General features: G+C 68.0%; 14 protein-coding genes and 1 pseudogene. 9 read left to right on the forward strand and 6 right to left on the reverse strand.

The annotated features are described in order from the left end of the window. Positions 1-1,171: 1,171 nt before the first annotated feature. The 3 genes and pseudogenes from ACZ6B8_RS34420 to eccE form a co-directional block, all read right to left on the reverse strand. Positions 1,172-1,252 (reverse strand): annotated as a pseudogene (locus ACZ6B8_RS34420) (SCO5717 family growth-regulating ATPase); the annotation flags it as partial. A gap of 295 nt (positions 1,253-1,547) precedes the next feature. Next, positions 1,548-2,315 (reverse strand): hypothetical protein, encoded by a 768-nt coding sequence (locus tag ACZ6B8_RS34425; protein ID WP_471609722.1) that lies wholly within the window; start codon positions 2,313-2,315, stop codon positions 1,548-1,550. Between the two features lie 20 nt (positions 2,316-2,335). Next, on the reverse strand, positions 2,336-3,658 hold the full coding sequence (gene eccE / locus ACZ6B8_RS34430; RefSeq protein WP_471609703.1) for a type VII secretion protein EccE: 1,323 nt from the start codon (positions 3,656-3,658) through the stop codon (positions 2,336-2,338). Positions 3,659-3,866: 208 nt separating this feature from the next. Here eccE and eccB point away from each other — a divergent pair, with 208 nt between their 5' ends. Together eccB and mycP are read left to right on the forward strand one after the other, a co-directional pair. Then, positions 3,867-5,399: a type VII secretion protein EccB gene (eccB, locus tag ACZ6B8_RS34435; RefSeq protein WP_471609704.1), complete on the forward strand. Its 1,533-nt coding sequence runs from the start codon at positions 3,867-3,869 to the stop codon at positions 5,397-5,399. An 18-nt stretch (positions 5,400-5,417) separates the two neighbouring features. After that, positions 5,418-6,728 carry a type VII secretion-associated serine protease mycosin gene (gene mycP, locus ACZ6B8_RS34440; RefSeq protein WP_471609705.1) on the forward strand — a complete coding sequence of 437 codons (1,311 nt, stop codon included), beginning with the start codon at positions 5,418-5,420 and terminating at the stop codon, positions 6,726-6,728. Between the two features lie 579 nt (positions 6,729-7,307). Here the strand turns inward: mycP and ACZ6B8_RS34445 are convergent. Further along, positions 7,308-9,155 carry an alpha/beta hydrolase gene (locus ACZ6B8_RS34445; RefSeq protein ID WP_471086749.1) on the reverse strand — a complete coding sequence of 616 codons (1,848 nt, stop codon included), beginning with the start codon at positions 9,153-9,155 and terminating at the stop codon, positions 7,308-7,310. Positions 9,156-10,138: 983 nt separating this feature from the next. Here ACZ6B8_RS34445 and ACZ6B8_RS34450 point away from each other — a divergent pair. The 4 genes from ACZ6B8_RS34450 to ACZ6B8_RS34465 all read left to right on the forward strand — a co-directional run bounded on the left by ACZ6B8_RS34450 (position 10,139) and on the right by ACZ6B8_RS34465 (position 14,194). Then, complete coding sequence (locus tag ACZ6B8_RS34450) at positions 10,139-10,540, forward strand: hypothetical protein (protein WP_471086752.1); 402 nt, start codon at positions 10,139-10,141, stop codon at positions 10,538-10,540. Between the two features lie 1,648 nt (positions 10,541-12,188). After that, complete coding sequence (locus tag ACZ6B8_RS34455) at positions 12,189-13,397, forward strand: S8 family serine peptidase (RefSeq protein WP_471609706.1); 1,209 nt, start codon at positions 12,189-12,191, stop codon at positions 13,395-13,397. A 77-nt stretch (positions 13,398-13,474) separates the two neighbouring features. After that, positions 13,475-13,813: a WXG100 family type VII secretion target gene (locus ACZ6B8_RS34460; RefSeq protein WP_471086755.1), complete on the forward strand. Its 339-nt coding sequence runs from the start codon at positions 13,475-13,477 to the stop codon at positions 13,811-13,813. Positions 13,814-13,891: 78 nt separating this feature from the next. Then, positions 13,892-14,194, forward strand: coding sequence for a WXG100 family type VII secretion target (locus tag ACZ6B8_RS34465; protein WP_471086758.1), 303 nt, complete (start codon positions 13,892-13,894; stop codon positions 14,192-14,194). 96 nt (positions 14,195-14,290) lie between these two features. Here the strand turns inward: ACZ6B8_RS34465 and ACZ6B8_RS34470 are convergent, their stop codons facing one another. After that, on the reverse strand, positions 14,291-14,596 hold the full coding sequence (locus tag ACZ6B8_RS34470; RefSeq protein ID WP_471086761.1) for a DUF397 domain-containing protein: 306 nt from the start codon (positions 14,594-14,596) through the stop codon (positions 14,291-14,293). Positions 14,597-14,751: 155 nt separating this feature from the next. After that, positions 14,752-18,738 carry a type VII secretion protein EccCa gene (gene eccCa / locus ACZ6B8_RS34475; RefSeq protein WP_471609707.1) on the reverse strand — a complete coding sequence of 1,329 codons (3,987 nt, stop codon included), beginning with the start codon at positions 18,736-18,738 and terminating at the stop codon, positions 14,752-14,754. A 345-nt stretch (positions 18,739-19,083) separates the two neighbouring features. On the opposite strand from eccCa, the gene eccD reads away from it, so the two are divergent. From eccD to rpsO, 3 genes are all read left to right on the forward strand, one after another. Beyond that, positions 19,084-20,619 (forward strand): type VII secretion integral membrane protein EccD, encoded by a 1,536-nt coding sequence (eccD, locus tag ACZ6B8_RS34480; RefSeq protein ID WP_471609708.1) that lies wholly within the window; start codon positions 19,084-19,086, stop codon positions 20,617-20,619. 48 nt (positions 20,620-20,667) lie between these two features. Beyond that, a complete protein-coding gene (locus ACZ6B8_RS34485) occupies positions 20,668-22,176 on the forward strand; it encodes an outer membrane protein assembly factor BamB family protein (RefSeq protein WP_471609709.1) in 1,509 nt (502 codons plus the stop codon). Positions 22,177-22,394: 218 nt separating this feature from the next. Beyond that, a complete protein-coding gene (gene rpsO / locus ACZ6B8_RS34490) occupies positions 22,395-22,682 on the forward strand; it encodes a 30S ribosomal protein S15 (RefSeq protein WP_030363216.1) in 288 nt (95 codons plus the stop codon). The last annotated feature ends 266 nt before the right edge of the window (positions 22,683-22,948 follow it).

Below are 22,948 nucleotides of genomic sequence, written 5' to 3' on the forward strand. Positions count from 1 at the left end.
CATCCGAGGAGGCGGCGGCCCGCTCCTCGATCTCCCGCTTGAGAGCGCGAGCGGAGAACCGCATGGTGGCGCCACTCTCCAGATCACCCCCACCAAGGCTCTCGCCAACAGGCGAGATGGGCGATACGGACGAGGCAGAGGAGGCGGACGAGATGGGCGATACGGAGGAGACGGGAGCGTCAGAAGAGAGGGACGAGCCAGAGGAGCCACTCGCATCCTCAGCCCCGGCCTCGGCCCCAGCACCTTCATCCCCGCCACCGGCAGCGTCACGACCACGACCGTCATCGCTGCTGCCGTCATCACCGCCGTCGTCGATGCCGATGTCAGAACCAGCGCCACCGCCGTCCCGGCTCTCGACCAGGTCGTCGACCTCGTTCTTGGGAACGACACCGGTCACGTGAACGGACGCCGCAGGCCCGGCAAGAGCCCCACTCCAGTCGGCGGCCCCGCCACCGGCGGCAGCCGGAGGAACGGCGGACGGCAGAAGGGGAGAGCCCGGCCCCTGAGAACCGTCGGAGCTCTCATCGGCCGCCTCCTCCGGATCCGGAGCGGCAGGCTGGAACCCACTCCCGACCGGCAGCTTCGGCACCCCGCCGGGAACACCGGTGGAAGGCGTGGAGGGAGCCGGGGCGGTCGGAGGAGCAACCGGCATGGGCGGAGGCGGAGGAGCCGAGAAGGACGGCATGGCGGGCGGCTGAGAAGGGGAGGCCCCGGACGCGGGACCCACCGGCTCCCCATCGACGGGACCCGCGACAGCCGGACCTGAGACAGCCGGTCCCGGGACAGCCGGATCCGAGACAGGCGGAACGGAAAGGGACGGAACCGAAAGAGGCGGAACGGAAACGGGCGAGGTGGCCCCGGCGGGCGCAGAGCCGTCCGAAGCGTCCGTACCGTCCGAAGCATCCGTACCGGACGACGCATCCGTACCAGCCGAAGCACCCGTACCGGACGACGCATCCGTATCAGCCGAAGCATCCGCATCAACCGATGCACCCGAAACGGCCGAAGCATCCGAGGAGTCCGACGCACTCGGCGTGCTGGAAGTGCTGGAAGTGCTGGACGTACCCGACGTGCTGGAGCTACCGGAGGTGCTGGGCGCACCGGAGACATTCGACGCGTTCTGCGTATACCAGGCGGGCGGCGCGTAGTCGATGGTGAACTCGCCCGTCGTCTCGGCGGCGGACTCCGCGTCGGACTGATCATCGACGGGTGAGTCCCAGCCCCCGCGGATCTCGTCCCGATCGCTGTTCACAATGCCTCCTGATGTGGTCGAGCACCCTCGTGCCGTGGTGGGGGGCGACCGTTCCTGTCGTCCGATCCGCCTGGCTCTCCCCGTTGAGGGACGCGCACGAACCGCTCAAGGGTTCTGGCGTCGCGCCCTGTCCCAGCCTAATCACCAAAACCACCGGCACGGCAGGGCAGGCCACCCCACCGATGCTGTCCATTGCGTCACTCCCCGCCCCGGAGCGATCCACATACATCAAACCGTGACGGACAAATACCCCAACACCCGACAGGCTGCCCCGAATTGCCCACGCCCCGCGCGGTCAGTCCATCCGCCGAGCGGTACCCAACAATCCGGTCTCGGCATCGGTGGCCTGCGTCATCACGTACTGCCGGTCACGATCGGCGCACCACAACGTCACCCCGTCGGCGAGCGTCGGCAACGACCCGACGTCCCCACCGGGCAACCCGAGCGACCGCCCGATCTGAGCCGCCTCGTCCGGCGACACCCGCTGCACCCCCACGAGCCGCGCCTGCCGAATGAGCCTCGGCGCGACGGGACTCAGATAGGGCAGGACCGTGAGCACCGACTGCCAGGGCCCGGACGCGACCCGCCCCCGAGGCGGCCGCATCCCGCAGTCCCGCACCACGAGCACCGGACTCCCCGCCGAAGCTCCCAACGGCGGCACCCGCCCCACGTCATACACGGCCATCCCACTCGGCCCCACCCCGAGCGCCCGCACCAACTGCCCCCACGCCTCGGCCCGCCCGGTCTCCACAGCAACCCGCGCCCCGGTCGCGGCGGCGCGGAATGCGATGATTTGCGCTGTCCAGAGCCCGCCGATGAAGAGGATGTCGTACGGCGTGGGGCGGTTGAGCCCGAGCGTCGCGAGCCGTCCCTCGGCGTCCGCGCCGATCACGACCCCGTCGTCCCCTATCGGCAACGTGAGCGCGTCCACCTGGTCGACGGAGAGCGCGTGTCTGCCGTGGCGAGGCCCCCTCAGCCCGAACCCGCCGCGTACGGCGGAGGCGAACGAATCCCTGCCCTGATCGCCCGGGGTCCCCGCGACTGAGGGGATGGAGACGGACATTGAGGGGGTGGGGACGGACATCAGCGAGCACCTCCGAGCGGCAGTGTGGCCAGCATGCCCGGCAACTGTTCGCGATCCAGCCGCACCAACCCCGTACCGGCCTGCCGGGCGGACTGCTCCAAAGCCCTTCTCGCGGAGTCGAGTTCGGCGTCACCGCGCCCCGTCACCCGCACATGGCCGCGCAAGGCGATCTCCTGCCGCGCGCCGCGTGCCAGGGTAAGGCTGAACGTCGTGGTCAGGGCCGGAACCGCGGTGAGCAGCGCCACGAGCTGCGGCAGCGCGGGCCCGCCGGATCCCCCCAACTGCGGCCAGCGTTTGACCCAGTAGGTGGTGTGGCGCCGGTTGTCGCATCGCCACGCGCGCGGGGACTCCTCCGTCCTGCGCTCCGGGACCTCGGTTCGGTTGGCCTGAGCCGTCACCAGGGGGTTGGCGCAGGCCGAGGTCGCGACGGCGGAGGCCACTTCCTCCTCATTCAGTACACGCACGTGGAAACCGGCCCCCGTGAGCCGGCTCGAGAGGTGGTCGGCGGCGCGCACCACACACTTCTGAGCCCCGGCCAGGCCGCCACCGCGGGCCGTCACCGCCTCGGGGCACAGCTCCGGATCGAGCTTGAGGGCGACCCAGGTGATCCGTACCGCGGGCGCGCCGGTGGCGGCCTGGAGCGGCGCGTAATTGCCGACAGCCAGGGATTGTTGGGGGAGATGCAAGGCGGGCGCGGGCTGCGTGTGCAACACGATCTGCGCCGACTCGAGCCGGATACCGTCCACTTCGAGTGCGTCCCGGACCAGGCCCACCGGCAGCGGCTGCCTCGCGCGGTCGGCCCGCAAGGCCGTGACATCCGATTCCACCTGCAACACCGCGGTCACGAACGTCCCGTCGCCGACCATCCCCACCTCGCGACGATCCCGGCCGCTGTATGCGTACGTACGCAGGGCAGGGTCGCACTCGACCGCCGGAGCGAAGGACGGATCAGTGCCCGGCGGCATCGAGAACTCGGCGGCGTCGCGCCGACGCGCGCGCAACGCCCGTGTGATGCCCAGCCATTCATGCAAGGGACGACCACCGCGACGCGCGACGGCGAACAGCACCAACGCCGCGGAGACCGCGGCAGCCGGCCCGACGGCCAGGGGATCGACGACCCAGCCCACCACCGGCAGGGCGATGGCGACCTGCAGCAGGACCATCCGCTGAAGGCCCGGCGAGCCCAACTCGCCCGATGGGCCCCGCAGATGGAGGGTCACGGGTCCGGTCGCCCCTGACGTACCCGGAGCGCTGTTCACGGCCGTCCGCGCCGGCGTACGAGAACTGGACGTCGGCCTTCTGCCTGCCCGTGTACGGGTCATGGAACCCACCAGTCAAACCCCCGTAATCTCGTCCGAACCACCGTGACAGGCAGGTTGATGGAGACCCGATCACCTCACCCAGACCGCACGTGCGATTACTCAACAGGCATAGTAGGGGCCCGGAACGACAACGGAGAGCGCGGGCGTGGTCACACACGGCCCGCAAGAGCAGCAGCCACCAGTCGCCCACGGGGAGAACCAGACGCGCATGGCATCACGGCGGGACGAACTCAACGCGTACATCTTCGCGAAGCGCCGCACGCTGGCCGCATTCATCCAGCCCTCGCCCTCCGGCTCGGAGGAGGGGGCTCCACGCCCGCTGCGTGCGGTGGTCCCCGGCCTCATCGTCGCGGTGATCGTCCTGGCGGTCTTCGGCGCGTGGGGAATGTTCCGGCCCGCCGCCAAACCTGGGTGGGACAAGCCGAGGGAACACGTGATCATCGCGAGCGACTCGACGACCCGATACGTCGTCCTGGAGACCCGCGGCAAGCCCCAACTGCACCCGGTCCTCAACATGGCCTCGGCGAAGCTGCTCCTCGACGCGGGCAAGGGCGAGGTCATCAACGTCGACGAATCCGTGCTCGACAAGGGCACGATTCCGCACGGCGCCACCATCGGCATTCCCTACGCCCCCGACCGCCTCCCCTCGGCGTCCGAGGCGGGCTCCGCCAAGCGCTGGGCAGTCTGTGAGCGCCCCGTCGAGGGTGGCAACAGCATCCAGAAGGCGGCGTTCGTCTTCGGGGAGCGCGACCGGCACCGGGCCGAGGGCCGTGAACGTCTGCGGGGCGGCGAGCTGTTGTACGTCGTGGGCCCGGACAAGACCCGCTATGTGGTCGACGCCCACGGCGGTGCGTACCGCGTCTCGGAGAAGGAGGATCGCGAGCTCCTGCTGCGTGTCCTCGTGGGTTCCCGTCGCGAACCGCAGAAGGTGTCCAAACAGTGGCTCGACACCCTGCAGCCGCGAGGCGCGATCGCCTTCCCTGAGATCGACGGGGTCCCGGGCAGTGACGCGAAGGTGCCGGGCCTGCAGGACGAGGCCATCGGCAAGGTCGGCATGATCCTCAAGGCCACCGACGGCGAAGGCGCCCAGCAGTATGTGGTCCTCCGGGGGCGGATCGCCCCGATCTCGGACTTCATGGCCAAACTGCTTCTCAGCAGCCCCGACCTGGAGGCTCTGGAACAGGGCGGCAAGGCCCGGCAACTGAGTGCCGCGGCGTTCAGCCCCGACACGGAGGAGTTCGGAGCCGGGAACAAGTGGCCGCGGGAGAGGCCGAGGACCGCGAACGAGGCATCGTCCACGAGCGGCAGCCGCAACACCGTGTGCAACGTCCTGCGGGACGTCGATGCCGACAACGGCAGGACCACCCTCAGCACTTGGGCCGGCAACGACTTCCCGGCCCCGCTCCCCACGGGTTCGTCCAGCGCATACGTCACCCCGGGTTCGGGCCAGCTCTACCGGCAGTTCCTCGGCTCCGAGACCAAGGCCGGAAGCGTCTTCCTGGTCACCGACACGGGCCTGCGGTACGCGATGCAGTCCAACAGCGACAGCGCGACCGACGACGCGGGCATCGGCGCGTCCGCGAAACAGCGCAAACAGCAACAGCAGGAGGCACAACAGGCCCAGACGCGCCTCGGGTACGCGGACACGAAGGTGTCTCCGATTCCCGCGGCCTGGTCCCAGTTCCTGCCCACGGGGCCACGGCTCTCGACCGCGGCGGCACGCCAGCCGCAGGGCTCCTGAGGCATGGGAGGCGCCGACATGACGCATGCTCCCGGCACGCGTGCACGCCGTTCGAGTCGAGGTTCGAGTCGAGGTTCGAGTCGAGCGGCAGGCGTGGCCGCGGCCACCCTGATCCTGGCCGCCGTGGTGACGCCGACGCCTGCCCATGCCGTCCCCTCGTCGTCGGGGCAGTGCACGTTTCCGTCCAAGAAGTACGAGGGCCGCCCGTGGTCCCTGCAACGCGTGCTCCTAAACGAACTGTGGCATCAGTCCACGGGCAAGGGCGTACGCGTGGCGGTGATCGACACCGGGGTGGACACCAAGAACCCGCAGCTGAAGCCGGCGGTGGACGCGTCCCGGGGCCGCAACTTCCTCCCCGCCAAGAACGACAAGGGCGAGAAGATCGAGCGGGGCAAGGCGAACGGCACGACGGACACGGTCGGTCACGGCAGCCGCGTCGCCGGCATCATCGCGGCACGCCCCGCCAAGGGCACCGGCTTCGTGGGCCTCGCGCCGGACGCCACCATCATCCCGATCACGCAGAACGACGCGGAGGGACACGGCACGGCGGCGACACTCGCGAAGGCCATCGACCACGCGGTCGACGCCGGCGCGGACGTCATCAACATCTCCCAGGACACGGCCAACGCGGCAGAGCCCACACCGGAGTTGAGGCGGGCGGTGGACAGAGCACTCGGGCGCAACCGGGTCGTCGTCGCCTCAGCGGGGAACGATGGCATGGGAGGCAACATCAAGAAGACCTACCCCGCGTCCTACGAGGGCGTGCTCGCGGTGGCAGCCTCGGACCGCAACAACGAGCGGGCCGCCTTCTCCCAGTCCGGCGACTGGGTGGATGTGGCGGCGCCGGGCGTCGACATGATCTCCACGGTGCCTGGCGGCGGCCATTGCGCGGACAGCGGCACGAGTTTCGCGGCCCCGTACGTCGCGGGGCTGGCGGCCCTCATCAAGTCCAAGCACCGTGACTGGACGCCGAGGCAGATCACGGCACAGATCCAGCAGACGGCGGAACGCTCGGTCGATGGTCACGACCGCCTGGTCGGCTGGGGCGTGGCGGACCCGATCCGCGCGTTGACCGAGGACGACCGTCCCCTCGTATCCCCCACCCGGAGAGAAGGCGTGACCCGCGTCGAAGCCCCAACTCCCGCCGAGCTCCATATGGGCGAAACCGCCGAAGAACGAACAACCCGTATGGCCACTTACGCCGTTGTGTCGGTTGCCATCGTGGTGGCGAGTCTGGGGGGTGTGGGTATAGCCGCTAGGGACGTAAGGCGACGCCGCCGACGGACGCCGAGAGGCCAGGGTCGACGGTGGGCACGTTCGGACCCATGACGCCTCAGTGTGCGGGGCTGTTAGAAGACCAAAAATCTGACCGGACATTGGGGCGGGGGAGGGGGTAGACGCCCTTGTAACTTGGGCCGTCGGGCTTAGAGGTTGAGTCGGCGACTTCCGACTCCGTGACGCACGGCGTAGAAACCTCAAAGAATGCCTGACCTTGACCTCCGATCGTCAAACTGATTCCGAAGCCATCTGATGTTTTTGCGAAGATGGCCGGAAACTCTTTGCTCCTATTTACATCCGTGATGCGGTAGCCGTGACTTTCCCAGAAGCGCTCGACGACGCCCAAGAAGCTCCCCCGACGCTCCTCGGAAATGATCGTCATAATAGTGCGCCTACGTGACACATCACAGCTACCTGAGGTAGTCGGCCCATGGGCCCACTGGAGTTTTGGCTTTACGGCTGACAATGTGGCGTCGAGCATTGAGTCGGCATGCTCTGCAGCCTCTTGCATATTCATGGAATGTTTCTCTTTCCTGTTTGCGCTACCCTCTTGGCCATTGGAACTTCCGCATCCAGTGAAGCATAGGAAGCAAGCCGATACGGCTGCCACGGCAAGCCCGATCCGGTACTTCATCGGTAGTGCTCCACCTTGATCCCACTTGAATGACCTGATACGACTCGTGCCACATTGTCTGCGGACACGTGATCCTTCACCGGGTTGAAATAGTTTGAGTGGGCGGGGGTTGGACCGTCTCCGTCAATGAACGGGCGGGGGCCGTCATCGACGGCGAAACGCTTGGCACCGAAAGCTTCACTGGCTGGATCTTTTCCGAACCACAGGTCATCATCACCTTGATCGACCATGTCCCCAAATGCGTAAGAGCCCAGTGGTCCTCCGGCGAAAAATGCGCCTGCACCGACGGCGGCTTCTTTCTTCGATGGGAGATGTGACACCGGGTCGTTCTCCGCTGCCCCGACAAAAACATGGTTCTTTCCGACACCGAGGTCTTCGGCGTGTTCGACACCGACGCCGGGACTGCCCACGAGGACAATGTCATCAGCGCCGGGGATGCCGCCTGCTTCTTGCGTTGCAGCACCGACGGTCCGAGAACCGTACGAGTGTCCGATGGCGGTGAGGTGCGGATCATCATGGGTATTGGTTGCGTCCAGTCCGGACATGAACATGTTGTATGCGGGGGCCCCCTTCTCCGCCCGCTCTGAACTCATGACTGCGGCATTGTCTAAGAAATTGTCATTGTCGGGGAGTTGCGGAGCGTCGTACCCTAGCCAGACGATCGAAGCGCTAGAGGGGTCGTACCCCTGCGCACCAATAGCGGTATCGCGAGCGCGCCTCAGATCGTTCTTGGCGAAATCTGTGTCCAAAGCAGTGCCAAGCCCCGGGACGTAGGCGGATACGTTTCGTGCCATGTCGGGATTTCCATAACTGACGATTGCGCGTCCATTCCCTTCGTCTCCGATGCCAAGCAGGAACATCGGTGGTTGACTGCCCTCTTTGAGCTGTCGGTTGATCTCCTTTAGGCCGTCCAGCTGTGTGCGAGATTTTTCGTCGTCTTGTCCTTCTAGTTTACCGATTAGAAGTTGCAGATTCTCGCGGTTTGCCTCGTCCCGCACGTTTGACGGAATTCCATCGAGATTGCCGATTTCGTCAGGATAGACCGCCATGTACTCCTCGCGCTGCTCCTGAGTCAGCGTCTCCCACCACCTCTTGCGCTCGACGGGTGACTTGTCGTAAGGAATGTCATCGAATAGATACTTCGCTGCCCCTCTGACTGCATCAGCATCAGCGGCTGCATTAGTCCAGGTCTTACTATCAACTACCAAGCCGGGGCCAGCCTTGAGTTTTTGTATTGCCGAGCTGTATCGATCATCGATTTCCTGCGCGTCTCGGAGCGCGTGAGAAATTCGGTCGGCAATATCTTGGGCCTTCGCGGCATGAGGGTTTGGTTTGAGGAGCGCAGGTGCGCTCGGGCCAGTCCCAGGTTGAAATAGCCCTTTGCCGTTCGGGGAGTACAGCCCATTGTTGCCGGGCGTGAGCATGCCATTGTTTCCCACAGCCGTTCCACCGGGGTGCTTGTCGCCTGTCATTGGGTTCTCGCCGCCGGCAGGGTAGGTGATACTGCCGTCATCACCCACTGAATATGCTGCCGCTCCAGCATCGTCCAACGCATCCCGCAATTTTCGCTGAGGTGTACTCAATTCCTGTGAGAGGCCGTGCAGTGTTGAACGAACGAGGCCGGTTTCGGTCTGGATGTAGTGATAGTTCCTCTCAAGACGTTTGAGGCGACGGACAGCGGAAGTCGCTGATTCGCTCTCCTGCGTCTTGGAGAGGGCTCCCGACATTCTTGCTTCCACCTGTGCGCGCGCGGCATCCGCGTGTCGGGAAACGGCAGCCCAGCTATCTCCTGCACTGTCCAGCTCCGACAACTTCAGGTCTCTTAGTTTCTGCCAAGTCAACACGGGGGCTTACCTTTCCCTTCTCGGATCCGGCAGGTCAATCGCATCTCCCTTTTCGCCGACCGCGGCGTCAACCGCGCCCAACACCTTCGCGACCTTGCGAAGTTTGGGCTCCAGAGAATCGCATTCGTCCCGTACGGAGGCCAGCCGCTTCTCCCATGAGGTGAGAACGGTTTTCAAGGCGCTCGCGCTCGTCAGCCCTTCTGACGCTGCGGCGACGCCCTCGTGCCCGGAACGTAGATCCGTTTTGGCTCGGGCGGTACTGGTGCTAAGACTGTGGGCCGTTCCTGCGGCACGGCTCCAAGGGTTCTTCGTGTGCCTAAGGGTCCCGGCATCCGCATTGCTCCCACCTCCTGTAGCCGAGTCGGATGGAGCTTGGTTCAGCTCCATCGGTACTGACTGGCGCTCAGCCGCATCGGCTTTAAGCCTCTCCCACTCGTCCCACACCATGGACGGTCTCCCTCTCTCACGTGTCCCGTGCCTGGCTCTGTAACTAGTTGCCAGCCGCCCCTTCAGCTTCCAAACGCCGGTCAGGGTAACGGCAGTTGTCGGTCAGAAACTGAGTATCAGTACTCAGAGGCGTTGAGTAGCGAGCGTGTTGCGCGGGTGCCTCCGAGGGGCTGAAGCTGTGTCTGGCGTCAAGTCGCCACGAGAGGGCGAAGATGTTGCACGGTTGACGGTGGCTGCTCGCGGGGCCTCTGAGGACTAACCCATGCCCGGCTCGGGGGGGCATGGGTTGATCGGAAGTGCGGGCTCACCTCACTCTTGTCTGAATCACAACTGCTGGGACGAATGGGCCAGTTGGTGCGAGTACTCATTGTGACTAGAGTGACACATGCACGGTGAGTGTCTACTGAGTCATACCGCGATCACGAGAGGGTCGGGGCAGGCAGGTAACGGGGAGGGAAGGCCTAGTGCTTCCTACGGACGGGCACGGGGGTGCTGCGCCGTCGTCAGGCGCTGACGTCAAGCGCGGGTTGGAGGCTTTGAAGACGTTCCGGCAGCGCATCAACACGCTTCTCACAGAGTTCGAGGGATCGGCCGGCGGGTCGTCGAAGGTTGGCGCACAGAAGGTCTCACGCGCGTCCTTCAGCGGGCCGGGCGCCGCGTTTCCCGAGGCCGACGGGCTGTACTCGCAGTACGACCAGGTCCATGAGCGGCTGACCTCGCTCTCGAAGATGCTGGGTGATCAGATCGAGGCGATGGGCATCGCCGTGCACGGGGCGGACGTCGGCTTCGACAACATCGAGGACGACCTGAGGCAGCGTTTCTGGGCGATCCAGACCAGGGTTGGCCGCGAGGAGATGTCGGGCGACCGCGAACGCGGCGGCAAGCCCGGTGCGCAGGGCGGCCACGGCAGCGACAAGTCCGACGCGGGGTGGTCCTAGTGGGATTCGAAGGACATCGCCTCAACGACATGATCGACCTGGTCGATCAGGCCAGACCCGAGGACATGGAGAGCGCCGGCAAGGCACTGCAGGGGGCGCGAAACGCGATTGCCGCGGCTGCCAGGGAACTCGGCGCACACATCGACCGCGTCGACTGGGAGGGTGAAGCGGGCGAAGCGTTTCGTAAGTGGGGCAAGAATCTGGTCAAGGACACGCACAAGCTGTCGGACTTCGCTGCGGCGGCGAGCGTCCATATGGAGTCAGCCGGTGCGGGGTTGTCGTCCGTGCGTGCCTCCATGCCGCCTCGGGACAACCGTGCCGACCCGAAATCGGTGGAGGACATCCCCTCGCCGAAGCGGGTCGAGGGCAACGAGGAATACGGCGCCGCGGTCAAGGCGGAGAAGCACCGTCAAGAGGCGATCAACCAGATGAACCGGTTGGCGTCGTTCTATCTGGTGTCGCAGGAGGGGATGGCCGGCCAGGAGCCGCCCACGTTCTCGGCGATGCCTGACGTCGGGCTGCCGCCGATAGTTTGGGAAACCCCAGGAGAGGAAGGGGGCGTACCGGCGCCGTCTGCAGCGTCCGGAGGCGGCGCTCTGCCGCCCACGTCCTCGTACGAGTCGGACGGAGTAACCTCGGCCCCCGGCGACGGGAAGGGGTCGGGTGACTCAGGTTCGCCGAACCTGCCCACGCCGGCGCGCGGGGAATCGCCCACCGCCATGGCCTCGTCGGATCGACCTGTGGGTACGGAGATCGACAGCGTCGGCACCTTGCCTCAACGGGAGGTGAGTCCTCAGCCAGGACCTCACACTCCGACGTCCGGCCCAGCTTCCCATGACGTCACACCTCCGCTGGGCGCAGGACGATTCACCCCGACCACCAACGGCCCTGCTCTCCGAACACCTGGCCCCGGCGGAGACGTAAAGCGCCCGCTGCGGACGCCGGCACAGGCGCAAGGGCGTACAGGCACGGGAGGTGGGCCCAAAGGACTGCACGAAGGCCTTGGACGTGGCCCCTCCGCGGCGAACGGACGTCCGGGGCCGATGGCCCCAGGGCGAAGCGCCGGCAACCCCTCTGGGCCCGGTCAGCCGTCGCCGGGGCGCAGCGTCACCGGCGGGACTCCGCGGACGCTCGGTACCCCGGGATCGCGCCCGGGCGTCCCGCCCAACACGGGAGCGGGACAGACGCGGGGCGTCGTGGGAGGCAAACCTGCCCAGAGTCCCGTCTCTGGTGCGAACGGGCCCCGGGTGCCACGTGGTCCCGTGGTGGGCGCCGAGAGCTCGCGTGACTCCAGGGCGGCCGGTGGCGGAACTGCTCAGCGCGGAAGCTCCGGCGGAGGTGTTGTCGGAAGTCCGAAGGACCGAGGTACCAGATCGGGGGGCCGTGTCCGTGGATTTTCGACCGGTGGCGTCGGTCTCGTACGTGGTCCCATCGGTAACCGGCGAGGTCCCGGCCGAGATGAGGGCAATGAACGAGCTGAGTACGCGGTGGAGGACGAAGAGACGCATCTGCCCGCAGAACGGCGCCAAGTACCACCAGTGATCGACTGATTGTGAGCGAGGGCGTGCAGGGCATGGAGGCAGGGTTCAGCCGGCGAGACGCTTGGAGGGCGCCGCTCGTGAGTGGCCATGGGCGAAGAGCTGTCACGGTGGCCTCTGCGATCGCTGCGTTGGCCTTGGTGTCGGTGGGGCTGGCTCCGGCCGCGTCAGGCGCCGATGTCCAGTCGAAACAGTGGTACTTGGACGCGATGAGTGCTGAGCAACTGTGGAAGGTCAGCACTGGTGAAGGCGTCAAGGTTGCCGTCGTCGATTCAGGCGTAAGAGTGACTCCTTCCTTGAAGGGGCGCGTGCTGCCCGGCACGGACGTCACGGGTGTCGAGGGTGACGCCGAGGACGACTATGCGGGGCACGGCACGACCATGGCTGAGCTGATCGCGGGGTCCGGTCGGGGCGGGGGTCTCAAGGGTTTGGCACCTGGCGCCGAGATCATCCCCGTCCGCACCACGTCGGGGAAGGATCTGGGCAAGAAGACGGGTGACAGCCCCGCTGCCATCCGAGCCGCGGCCGACAGCGACGCACGGATCATCAATATGTCCTTCGGCAGCGACTTCCTGTCCCGGGCCGAGAGGGCCGCAGTGAAGTACGCCTCGTCGAAGGGTAAGTTGCTGTTCGCCGCTGTCGGCAATGACGCGACGACAAAGAACTTCGTCGGGTACCCGGCCGCATACCCCGAAGTCGTGGGCGTCTCCGCGGCAGATCGATCGGGGAAAGTCGCCAAATTCTCCGAGTTCGGCGAGTACGTCGACCTCGCCGCCCCCGGCCTCGACATCCCGCACTGGTGCGATGCCACCTTCCGCTCCTACTGCGACAAAGGAGGCGGCGGCACCAGTTCCGCCACCGCCATCGCCTCCGCCTCCGCCGCCCTCGTCTGGTCCAAGCATCCCGACTGGACCGCCAACCAGGTCCTCCGCGTCCTCATCGACACCGCGGGACGTGACTGGCCGAAGGACGAGCCCAGCGACTATCTCGGCTATGGGCTCATCCGGCCGGCCCGCAACGTGGTGAAGGGCGAGGGGAAGCCCGGGCCCCCGGACATCGACCCCATCACCCACAAGAAGACCCCCGGCGCCGGTTCGGGTGACGGAGGAGCCACCCCTACCGCCTCCGCCTCCGCCTCCCCGCGCCCCGCCGAACCCGCCAAAAGCGCGGCCACGGAAGACAAAGAGGCCCTCGCCGCCGAGCGGACCTCGGACGACGACGGCAGCAACACGCTGTGGCCGGTCCTGGGCGGCCTCGCCGCCGTCGTGGCGATCGGCGGCGGAGCGTTCGCCGCGATGCGGGCCCGACGCCGCGCCTGAACGCGGAACGGCGCGACCACTCGCCCCCATTTCACCGCTTCACGTTCCAACTGACATTTCATGAAGGGAGTTCAGCCGTGGCTGACGGCCAGAAGTTGAACAACGAGCAAGTGGCGCTGCTGAAGAAGGAGATCGTGGGCAAGTACGACTCGGTCCAGAAGCAGCTGAAGCGCCTCCAGGGCACGCTCGACATGATGGAGGGCAACTGGCGGGGCATCGGCGCGCATGCCTTCGACAAGAAGCAGACCGAGATCAACGAGCACATGAAGGCGGTCGGAAACATTCTGGTCGACTTCCTCGAGGGCATCAGCGGCAACGAGAAGCTCACGGACGGACTTGAGGACCAGGTCCGGTCGACCATGGACAGCATCGATGTCCAGTACGGCGGCAAGCACTCGGCGATCAGCAGCTACTGAAGCGCTGGAGCACTGAGGTCGTAGGGGGACGACCTCCCCACCTACAGACTCCCCACCACTACAGAGACGGGGCAGACCATGACAAACGTGCACTCGGGCGAACTCGCGGTCAAATATGCGGGCCTTGACAACATCACCACGGAACTCGGCATCCAAGCCAAGCAGTTGGAGGCGGACCTCGCGGACATCAAGCGGGCCGTCGCCAAGGTGGCCGAGGGATGGGAGGGCGAGGCCCACAAGGCGTACGTCGAAAAGCAGCGGCAGTGGGACAAGCACGTCGAGGCCATCCACCGCGCGCTCGTCGACATCGGCCACAAGGTCGGACAGGCCGGCGGTGACTACAAGGGCGGCGACCTGAAGGGTGCCAGCTACTTCCAGTAAGTTCGGGCCAAAGGTTCGGTGCGGACGGTGTGGGGTGGACACGCGCGGGAGGTGTCCACCCTCGCCTTTATGAAGAGGGCGCCGCGCAGCTTCGCGTCACTCGGCCGCCGCGACTCCGCCATTGCGCACCGACGGCTCCAGATCGAACTCCCCGTCGCGTGCCCCCAGGACGAACGCCCGCCACTCCGCCGCCGTGTACCGGAGCACCGTCCCCGGGTCCAGGGAAGACCGCATCGCCACGGCGCCCTCGGGGAGATACGCGATCTCGACCCGCTCCTCGTGCTCCTCGGTGCCCGGTGCGCTGTGCCACTCGACGTCGGAGATGTCGAGGGCGTAGAGCTCCTCCTTCTCGCGTTCCTTGCGAGCCTTTTCCTGCGCCGCGGCGTCGGGTGCTTCGGTCATGGCGGAGGGTCCCTTCACGACATACGAAAGAGCTGTGGGTCCACCCTACTTGTGGGGCTCCGTCGCTGTTCAGAGGTTGGGAAGGCTCGCGCGGGCCCTGAGCCCTCCCTCGCGTCGCAGCGATCAAAGCCTTTCCGTCCGCCGGCCGGCAGCGGTCAGAATCCTCCGTCCACCAAGCCGGTCTGCACCATCGGCTTCCCACGCTTCCGGGACACGAAGATCCCTCGCCCCGCCGGCATGGGCCGAGGCCGTACCCCGCCCAGGATGTCGCCCTCGTCCGGATCGCCGGCCAACACCACTCCCTGAGCCCCGAGCTCCTTCATGCGCTGCATGAACGGCTCGTAGGACGCCCGCCCCGCACCCGCGGTCGACCGGGCGATGATGAAGCGCACGCCCACGTCACGGGCGAACGGGAGCAGTTCGGTGAGGCTTCCCAGCGGGTTGCCGCTGGACGTGGACACCAGGTCGTAGTCGTCCACGATGACGTACACCGTCGGGCCCTGCCACCAGCTGCGCTCGCGGAGCTGGCGCGCGGTGACGTCCGCGGGCGGGGTGCGCCGCTGGACCAGGTCGGCCAAGGCCGCCATGTGGTGGTCCATGGCGTTGGACATGGGGATGTACTCGGCCAGGTGAGAGGCCGGTGTGGCGTCGAGCAGGGAGCGGCGGTTGTCGACCACGAAGAGTTTGCAGACGTCGCCGCTGTAGCGCTCGGTCAGCCGTTTGATGAGCAGCCGCAGCAGGTTGGACTTGCCGGACTCGCTCTCCCCGAAGACGAGGAAGAACGGGTCCTGTTCGAAGTCGACGAAGACGGGCCCGAGGTCGTTCTCGTCGAGGGCGAAGGAGAGGCCCCGGTCCGGGAACACGTTGCCCGGCGGCAGCTCGCCGGCCGGCAGCTCTCGCGGCAGCAACCGGACGGCGGGAGCACCCGGTGCCGTCCAGTGGCGGGCGACCTCGGTGGCCAGGGCCGACGTGGCCTCGGCGAGGTCCGTGTCGGAGGACAGCCCGTCCATGCGCGGGACGGCCGCCATGAAGTGCTGCTTCTGCGGTGTCTGACCGCGCCCTGGCACCCCGGTGGGGACGTTGGCCGCGACCTTGCGGTCGAACTCGGAGTCCATCGTGTCGCCGAGCCGCAGTTCGAGACGGTTCATGAGGTGGTCCTTGAGGTTGGCTCGAACCTCCATGGACCGTGACGCGGTGAGGATCAGGTGGATGCCGTAGCCGAGCCCTCGTGCCGCGATGTCGAGAACGGCGGGCTCCAGACCCTCGTACTCGGTACGGAAGTTGCCCCACCCGTCGATGATCAGGAAGACATCGCCCCACGGCTGGTCGGTCACCGCGATCTCGCCGCGCGCCCTGCGCGCGCGGAAGTCGGCGATGGACGCGATGCCCGCCGTGCGGAAGTACTCCTCGCGCCGGGCCAGCACGCCGTACACCTCGGCGACCGTGCGCCGCACCCGCTCGGGATCGAGTCGCGAGGCGACACCGCCCACGTGGGGGAGCCCGGCGACGGCGGCCATCCCGCCGCCGCCGAAGTCGAGTCCGTACAGCTGGACTTCGTAGGGAGTGTGGGTGAGGGCGAACGCCGACATGAGCGAACGCAACAGGGTGGACTTCCCGGACTGGGGCCCACCGACGACCTGCATGTGGCCGGCCGCCCCGGAGAAGTCGCACCACAAGGGGTCGCGGCGCTGCTCATAGGGCTTGTCGACCAGGCCCAGCGGTACGACGAGACGCCCCGCCCCCTCGTAACCGGGCTGCGTGAGGCCCCGCCCTTCCACGGCGGTGAGCCCCGTGAGCAGCGTGTCCAGGGACGGCGGGCTGTCCAGGGGCGGCAGCCACACCTGGTGGGCGGCCGGGCCCTGCGCCTCCAGGCGGCGCACGATCACGTCGAGGACGGTGTCGGCGAGCGCGTCGTCCGTGTCGTCGGTGCCCTGCCCCGCGGCGGCGCGAGGTTCGGGCACCACTGCCGCGGCCGTGTACCGCACCGGCACCTCGGCCGCGGTGAACAGCACCGGACGGCGGTCCACGGTGCGCCGGCCACCCGAAGCGGCGGGCCGCCCCGACCCCGACCGGTACACGCCGGAGACGTACGCCGCCTTGAAGCGCACCATCTCGTCCGTCCCGAACTTCAGGTAGCCGGAGCCCGGCACGTTCGGCAGGTGGTACGCGTCCGGCACCCCCAGAGCGGCGCGCGACTCGGCCGCGGAGAAGGTGCGCAGCCCGACGCGGTACGACAGGTACGTCTCCAGACCGCGCAGCCGGCCCTCCTCCAGCCGCTGCGAGGCCAGCAGCAGATGCACACCGAGCGACCGGCCGATGCGGCCGATCTGCACGAACATGTCGATGAAATCGGGCTTCGCGGTGAGCAGCTCGCTGAACTCGTCGATGACCAGCACCAAGGACGGGATCGGTTGCAGCGCGGCGCCCGCGGCCCGTGCCTTCTCGTAGTCGTGGATGTTCGCGTAGTTGCCCGCGTCCCGCAGGAGTTCCTGGCGCCGGTTGAGCTCGCCCCGGATGGAGTCGCCCATGCGGTCGACGAGGGTGAGGTCGTCCGCCAGGTTGGTGATGACCGCGGCGACGTGCGGCATCTGTGCCATGCCGGCGAAGGTGGCCCCGCCCTTGAAGTCGGCGAGGACGAAGTTCAGGCTCTCCGAGGAGTGGGTGACGGCAAGGCCGAGCACCAGGGTGCGCAGCAGCTCCGACTTGCCGGAACCGGTGGCTCCCACGCACAGGCCGTGCGGCCCCATGCCCTCCTGCGCCGCCTCTTTGAGATCCAGCATCACGGGGCGCCCGTCCTCACCGACACCGATGGGAACCCGGAGCCGTTCCGCGAGCGAACGCGGGCGCCAGGTCCGCCTCGTGTCGACCGAGTCGGCGTCGCCGAGGTTGAGCAGATCCGTGAACTCCAGCTTGGCCAGCAGCGGTTCGTCGTCATCGCCACCGGACGGCACGCGCAGCGGGGCGAGTTGCCGGGCGAGCGCCTCGGCTCCCTCGTACGGAAGGACGTCCGGGGTCCCTTCGTACACCAGGCCGTGGCTCGACTCGATGCGCAGCGCGTCCGGACGCACCGCGAGCGACACATCCCCCCGTCCGCGGACGAGTTCGCCCGGCACCACCTCCACCACCGTGACGCCCTGCAGTCCTTCGGCCGAGGCGAGCGCCGCGGTAGGAGACAGCGACAGGCCGTCGAGTACGACGACGACGTGCGGCTCGTCCGGGAGCGCCGGCCCGTCGGGGTGGAATCGCGGACGCCCCTGGAGCCGGAGGGCCAGCATGTCCTCCAGCTCGGCCGGGTCACCGGTGATGAGCCGACGACTGCCCGCGCCGTCGGCGGCCCCCGGCGCCTGGCAGTGCGGCAGCCACTTGGTCCACTCCCACGCGGGCGCGGCGGCCGAACCCGCCCCGACGGCGATCACCAGGTCCTGAGGGGAGTGCAGCGAGGCGAGGGAGGCGGTCAGCGCACGCGCGGTGCCCCGTGCCGTCTCGAGGTCCCCGCTGATCGTCACGTGGTAGAAGGCGCGCAGCGAGATGGCCATGGGCAGGTCTTCCAGCGTGCTGTGCGCGGCCAGGAAGCGCTGCATTGCACCCGCGGTGAGCGGCTCGAGCTCGTCCACCGGGGCGGTCTGCGGCGGCACCAGGGGAGTGGCGAGCGCCTGCGGTCCCAGGCCCACGCGCACCTGCCCGAAGTCCTCGTCCCCGGAGCGGCGTTCCCAGACCCGGCTGCCTTCGGCGACCAGGGCCCACAGCTGCTCGGGGGAGGGGTGGAGGTAGTACTGCGCGTCGCGTTGGGCCCGTGCCGTGGCGACGGCGGTTCGCCGGGTCTGCTTGAGATAGCCGAGGTAGTCGCGCCGCAGATCCGCCAACTGCCCCTGATTGCCCCGGCGGTAGCGGATCAGCATGGCCACGGACATGGCCACCGTCGACGCCACCATCACCATGCCCATGACCTTCATGAACGGGTGCGCGCTCGGCATGAAGAAGAACACCACGGAGCCGCCCATGCCGAGCATGGGCAGCAACTGCATCATCGCGCCTTCCTGCTGTCCCCGCGGCAGCTCGGGCGGGGGGTGCAGCACGACTTCCTCGGTGGGGACCGGCGACGGCAGCGTTCGAGGCGGACGCTTCACGACGATGTGGCTCACTGAGCAACCAATTCCCTTGTAGGGGCGGGCGTTCCGTTCGCCGCCCGGGGCACGGGCGATGCGATCGCCGTGTGATCCTACTGACACCGACAGTCACCTCCCGGGATAGGGTGCGGGAACCAGCCAGGTCGGTCGGTTTTGCTGTGCCACGCCGCACCATGCCGCACAGTCGGTGAAGAGGTACGGGCGTCACATCCGCACCACGCGCACCGGAGTTGACCGCGGTCGGCAGAGAAGGACCCGGCACCGACATCCGGGGCCGGCGCAACACCCGGGACCCGCAGCAACAACGGAGACCGGCGTCAACGCAACAGACCGGCGTCAACACACAGGACCGGCAACAACATGGGGGAGCAGCAGGTGAGCACGACGGCGTCCAGGACGGTCACCGGGCCCGGGCGGCCCGGCCACGCGAGCCCGACCGGTGGACCGGCAGCGAACGGAACCGGCGCCGGCACCGCCATCGGCTTCTGCCGGGTCACCATCGTCGCGCCGGACAGCCGCATCGATGTGGCCCTGCCCGACGACATCCCCGTTGCCGACATCTACCCCGAGATCCTGCGGCTCTCCCGGCAGACCCCCGCCGAGGGCGCACCGGTCGGCTACCACCTCGTACGCCGCGACGGCGCCGTCCTCGACAGCGCCCGGTCCTTCGCCGCCCAGCGCATCCTCGACGGCGAACTCCTCACGCTGCGCCCCTTCTCCGCGTCGTTGCCCCCCGCCGTCTTCGACGACGTGTCCGAGGTCGTCGCGTCCGCCGTGTCCCGCGACCGTCTGCTGTGGAACGGCGATCTGACGCGAGCCGCCGGGCTCACCGGCGGCACCGTACTGTCGGCCCTCCTGGCCTGCGTGGCCTGGACCGCCGACGCCCGCCACGACATGCACGGCCTGCCGGGCATCCTGGCAGCCGTCGCCGGGGTCCTGCTGCTCATCCTCGCCGGTGTGCGGGCACGCGTGTACGACGACCGCGTCTCGGCCGTCGCCCTCGGGCTCGGCGCCCTGCCCAACATGGCGGTGGCGGGCTCCGGGCTGCTGCCGGCCACCGACGGGCAAGGCGTCGGACGGCTGCAGTTCCTGCTCGCCTGCGCCGCCGTGCTGACCGCGGCGGTGATCATGACCCTGGTGTCGCCACGCAGCGACGCTCCCTTCGTGGCCTTCGCCTTCGCCTCCGCCGTCGGCCTGCTCGCCACCTTCGTGGCGGCGCTCCGGCAACTGGAGCCGGTCGAGACCGCCGCCCTGTGCGCGCCGCTGGCCGTGGGCGCCCTGGCCTTCCTGCCCGGTCTCTCCATGCGGTTCGCCCGCCTGCCCATCGGCTTCGAGGTACCGCACGGCACCCGCGGCACCTACGCGGAGGAACCCGCTCGGCCGGAGCCCGTCGACGCCGAACGCATCGAGGCACAGGCCCGCCGGGGCCACGAGCTCCTCGTCGGTCTCGTCGGTGGCTGCGCGCTCGTGGTGATCGGCTCGACAGCGGTGCTCGGCTTCTCCGGGAACGGCTGGGGCCAACTGCTGGCCCTTGTCACCGGCGTCTCGATGCTGATGCGGGCGCACCTGTTCCGGTACACCGCCCAAGTCTCCACCGTCCTGGCCGCCGGCCTGGTCGGCCTGGTCCTGCTCGGCGTCGGCCGGTGCCTCGACGTGCCCGGTGGGTCGGCCGGTGACGGCGCGGCGCTCGATCTGCGCACCATCTGGCTCGTCGCCGGCGTGGGGGCGGCGGCCGCCCTCGTCACCGGCATCGGTCTGGTCACGTCGCGCACCGGTGTGACGCCTTTCTGGGGTCGCTTCCTGGAGATCGCGGAGTCCTTCGTCCTGCTCACACTCGTGCCGCTGACCCTCGCGGTGTTCGACGTGTACGCCTCGGCGCGGGCCCTGACCAGCTGACGCCTTTCTCCGCCGACGCCCCGCCATCCTCAGGAAAGGTCTGCCAGCGTGAGCTTCGGCCCGCCGCCATCGCCGTCCCCCTCCCCGTACACCCAGTCCACGCTCGCCGTCGGTGCGCGCAAGAGGCGCCGCACCGTACTGATCCTCGGCGTGGTCCTGGCCCTGACCGCCGCGGTGTTCGCGGGCGGCTGGGCGCTGTGGAGTCTGGCCGAGGGGAAGGACTCGACGCGGGAGTCCGCCGCTCAGCAGCCGCCCGACGCGATCAGGGAGACCGTGGAGATGGTCCCGAAGACCCCTGAGGGCGAGCTTGCCGTCGGGTGGACGGAGGAGCTGAAGGAGGGGCGGAGCGCCTCGACGAAGGGGACCTGGGTCTCCGGCTCCATAGCCGCCAAGAGCTTCGCGAACGTCATCAGGGGCATGGAAATCGGTACCGCCGAGCAGCAGTGGGAGATCCGTTTCGCCGGCCCGCTCTGCGCCGTCACCCGGCACGTCAGCCTCGACGGCAGGACGGCCGTCGCCGTACCCGGCGAACGAGCGGCGAAGAAGGCCGAGGACGAGAAGGGACCGCGGCTCCGGACGCCGTGCGATCACCTCGCCGTCTTCGACGTCGACACCGGCAGGAAGCTCTGGGAGAAGCTGCTGCCCGTGGCGGGCGGCGGTTCGTCGGAGGTGAACGTGACGATGACCCGCGGCACGGTCGTCGCCAACTGGGGGAGGGGCTCGGCGGCGTACGACATGACGACCGGGAAGCGCCTCTGGTCCGACGTGAAGGTCCGCACCTGCACCGACGTCGGCTATGCCGGAGGACGTGGTCTGCTGGCGCTGCAGTCGTGCGGCGACTCCGCCGATCCCCTCTTCCGGGTCCAGAAGGTCTCTGCGCGTACGGGCCGGACCGAGTGGACGTACCGGGTCGCCGAGGGGATCGGAAGCGTCTACCTGGTCTCCTCGGCGCCCGCCGTCATCGCCGTCGCCACCGGCGAGGACGGGGCCGTCCAGTACCTGCACGCGCTGGACGACAGAGGCAGGCACCGCGCGACCATCAATCTGACCGACCGGCGGTACGTCCACAACTGCGAGGAAACCTTCAGCGCCGAGGTCGAACGGTGCAGCGGGGTCGTGGTCGGCCGACGGCAGCTCTACGTGGCGACCCAACCTCGTGACATGTTCGAAGCGGGCCTCTCCAAGAAGAAGCCCAACGAGATCGTCTCCTTCGACCTGGCCACAGGGAAGGCGGTACGCACGTACGACGCCAAGCCCGACCGTCCGATGTACCCCGTCAGGATGAGCGGCGACAAGGTGATCGCCTACCGGGAGAGCGCAGGAGCCGCCCTTTCCTCCATGGTCCGCCTGGACCCCGGGACGGGGAAGGAGCGGCTGCTCCTCATCCTTCCCCACAGCTCGGACCGGCCGAGCATGGACATGTTCGCCGACGACTTCGACATCGTGTACGAGCACGGAATCGTGGTCTTCGGCACGAAGGAGGTCGAGCGCAACAGCGGTGAGCAGGACGAAGGCCCGAAGGTCTCCCTGATGGACGGCTACCGCAGCAGTGGCTGAGCCCGCCTCGCGCGGGGTGACGGCGACCCCCGCCGAGGCATCGACCTCAGACTGGTAACCTGTGTAACGGCCGCATGTCTACGCTCCCTCGGACCTCCGCTCGGAGAGCCTGAAGGAAGCGCCCAGCGGCCCATCCCCGCCTCCCGAGTCACGGAAGCCCCCCTGAGACGTAGACCAGGGGCACTCGGAGGCACTCGAAGACATCACGAGGAGTACGCGTGTCGCTCGACGCCGCTACGAAGAAGCAGATCATGACCGAGTTCGGCCAGAAGGAGGGCGACACCGGCTCCCCCGAGGTCCAGGTGGCGCTGCTCTCCCGCCGGATCTCGGACCTGACCGAGCACCTCAAGACCCACAAGCACGACCACCACAGCCGTCGTGGTCTGCTGATCCTGGTCGGTCAGCGCCGCCGTCTGCTGCAGTACCTGGCCAAGAAGGACATCCAGCGCTTCCGTGCCCTGGTTGACCGTCTGGGCATCCGCCGCGGTGCGGCGGGCGCGAAGTAAGACGTCGTGAAGGGAGCGGTTCCCACTCGAGGCACTCGAAGTGGACCGCTCCCTTTGCTGTACATGCAAAGTGGACCGCTCCCTTTGCTGTACATGCGCGCTGTCGCCGACGCTTTGTAGTCTGGTGACACACGCACGTTCTCGTGGGTAGGGATATGGACGCCCACGGGGACAGCGAGCACCACCCCGACGAGGGAGAGGCGCACCAGCCGCCGCCGGTCCTCGGTAGTGGCCCCCGGGACATCCCGGGTGCTTCGATCGAAGAC

The sequence above is a fragment of the Streptomyces sp. NPDC041122 genome, from assembly GCF_055592445.1.

Coding starts and splice junctions, on each gene's coding strand:
- ACZ6B8_RS34425 (WP_471609722.1), bottom strand. CDS start 2,315: ATGTCCGTCTCCATCCCCTCAGTCGCGGGGACCCCGGGCGATCAGGGC.
- eccE (WP_471609703.1), bottom strand. CDS start 3,658: ATGACCCGTACACGGGCAGGCAGAAGGCCGACGTCCAGTTCTCGTACG.
- eccB (WP_471609704.1), top strand. CDS start 3,867: ATGGCATCACGGCGGGACGAACTCAACGCGTACATCTTCGCGAAGCGC.
- mycP (WP_471609705.1), top strand. CDS start 5,418: ATGACGCATGCTCCCGGCACGCGTGCACGCCGTTCGAGTCGAGGTTCG.
- ACZ6B8_RS34465 (WP_471086758.1), top strand. CDS start 13,892: ATGACAAACGTGCACTCGGGCGAACTCGCGGTCAAATATGCGGGCCTT.
- ACZ6B8_RS34470 (WP_471086761.1), bottom strand. CDS start 14,596: ATGACCGAAGCACCCGACGCCGCGGCGCAGGAAAAGGCTCGCAAGGAA.
- eccD (WP_471609708.1), top strand. CDS start 19,084: ATGGGGGAGCAGCAGGTGAGCACGACGGCGTCCAGGACGGTCACCGGG.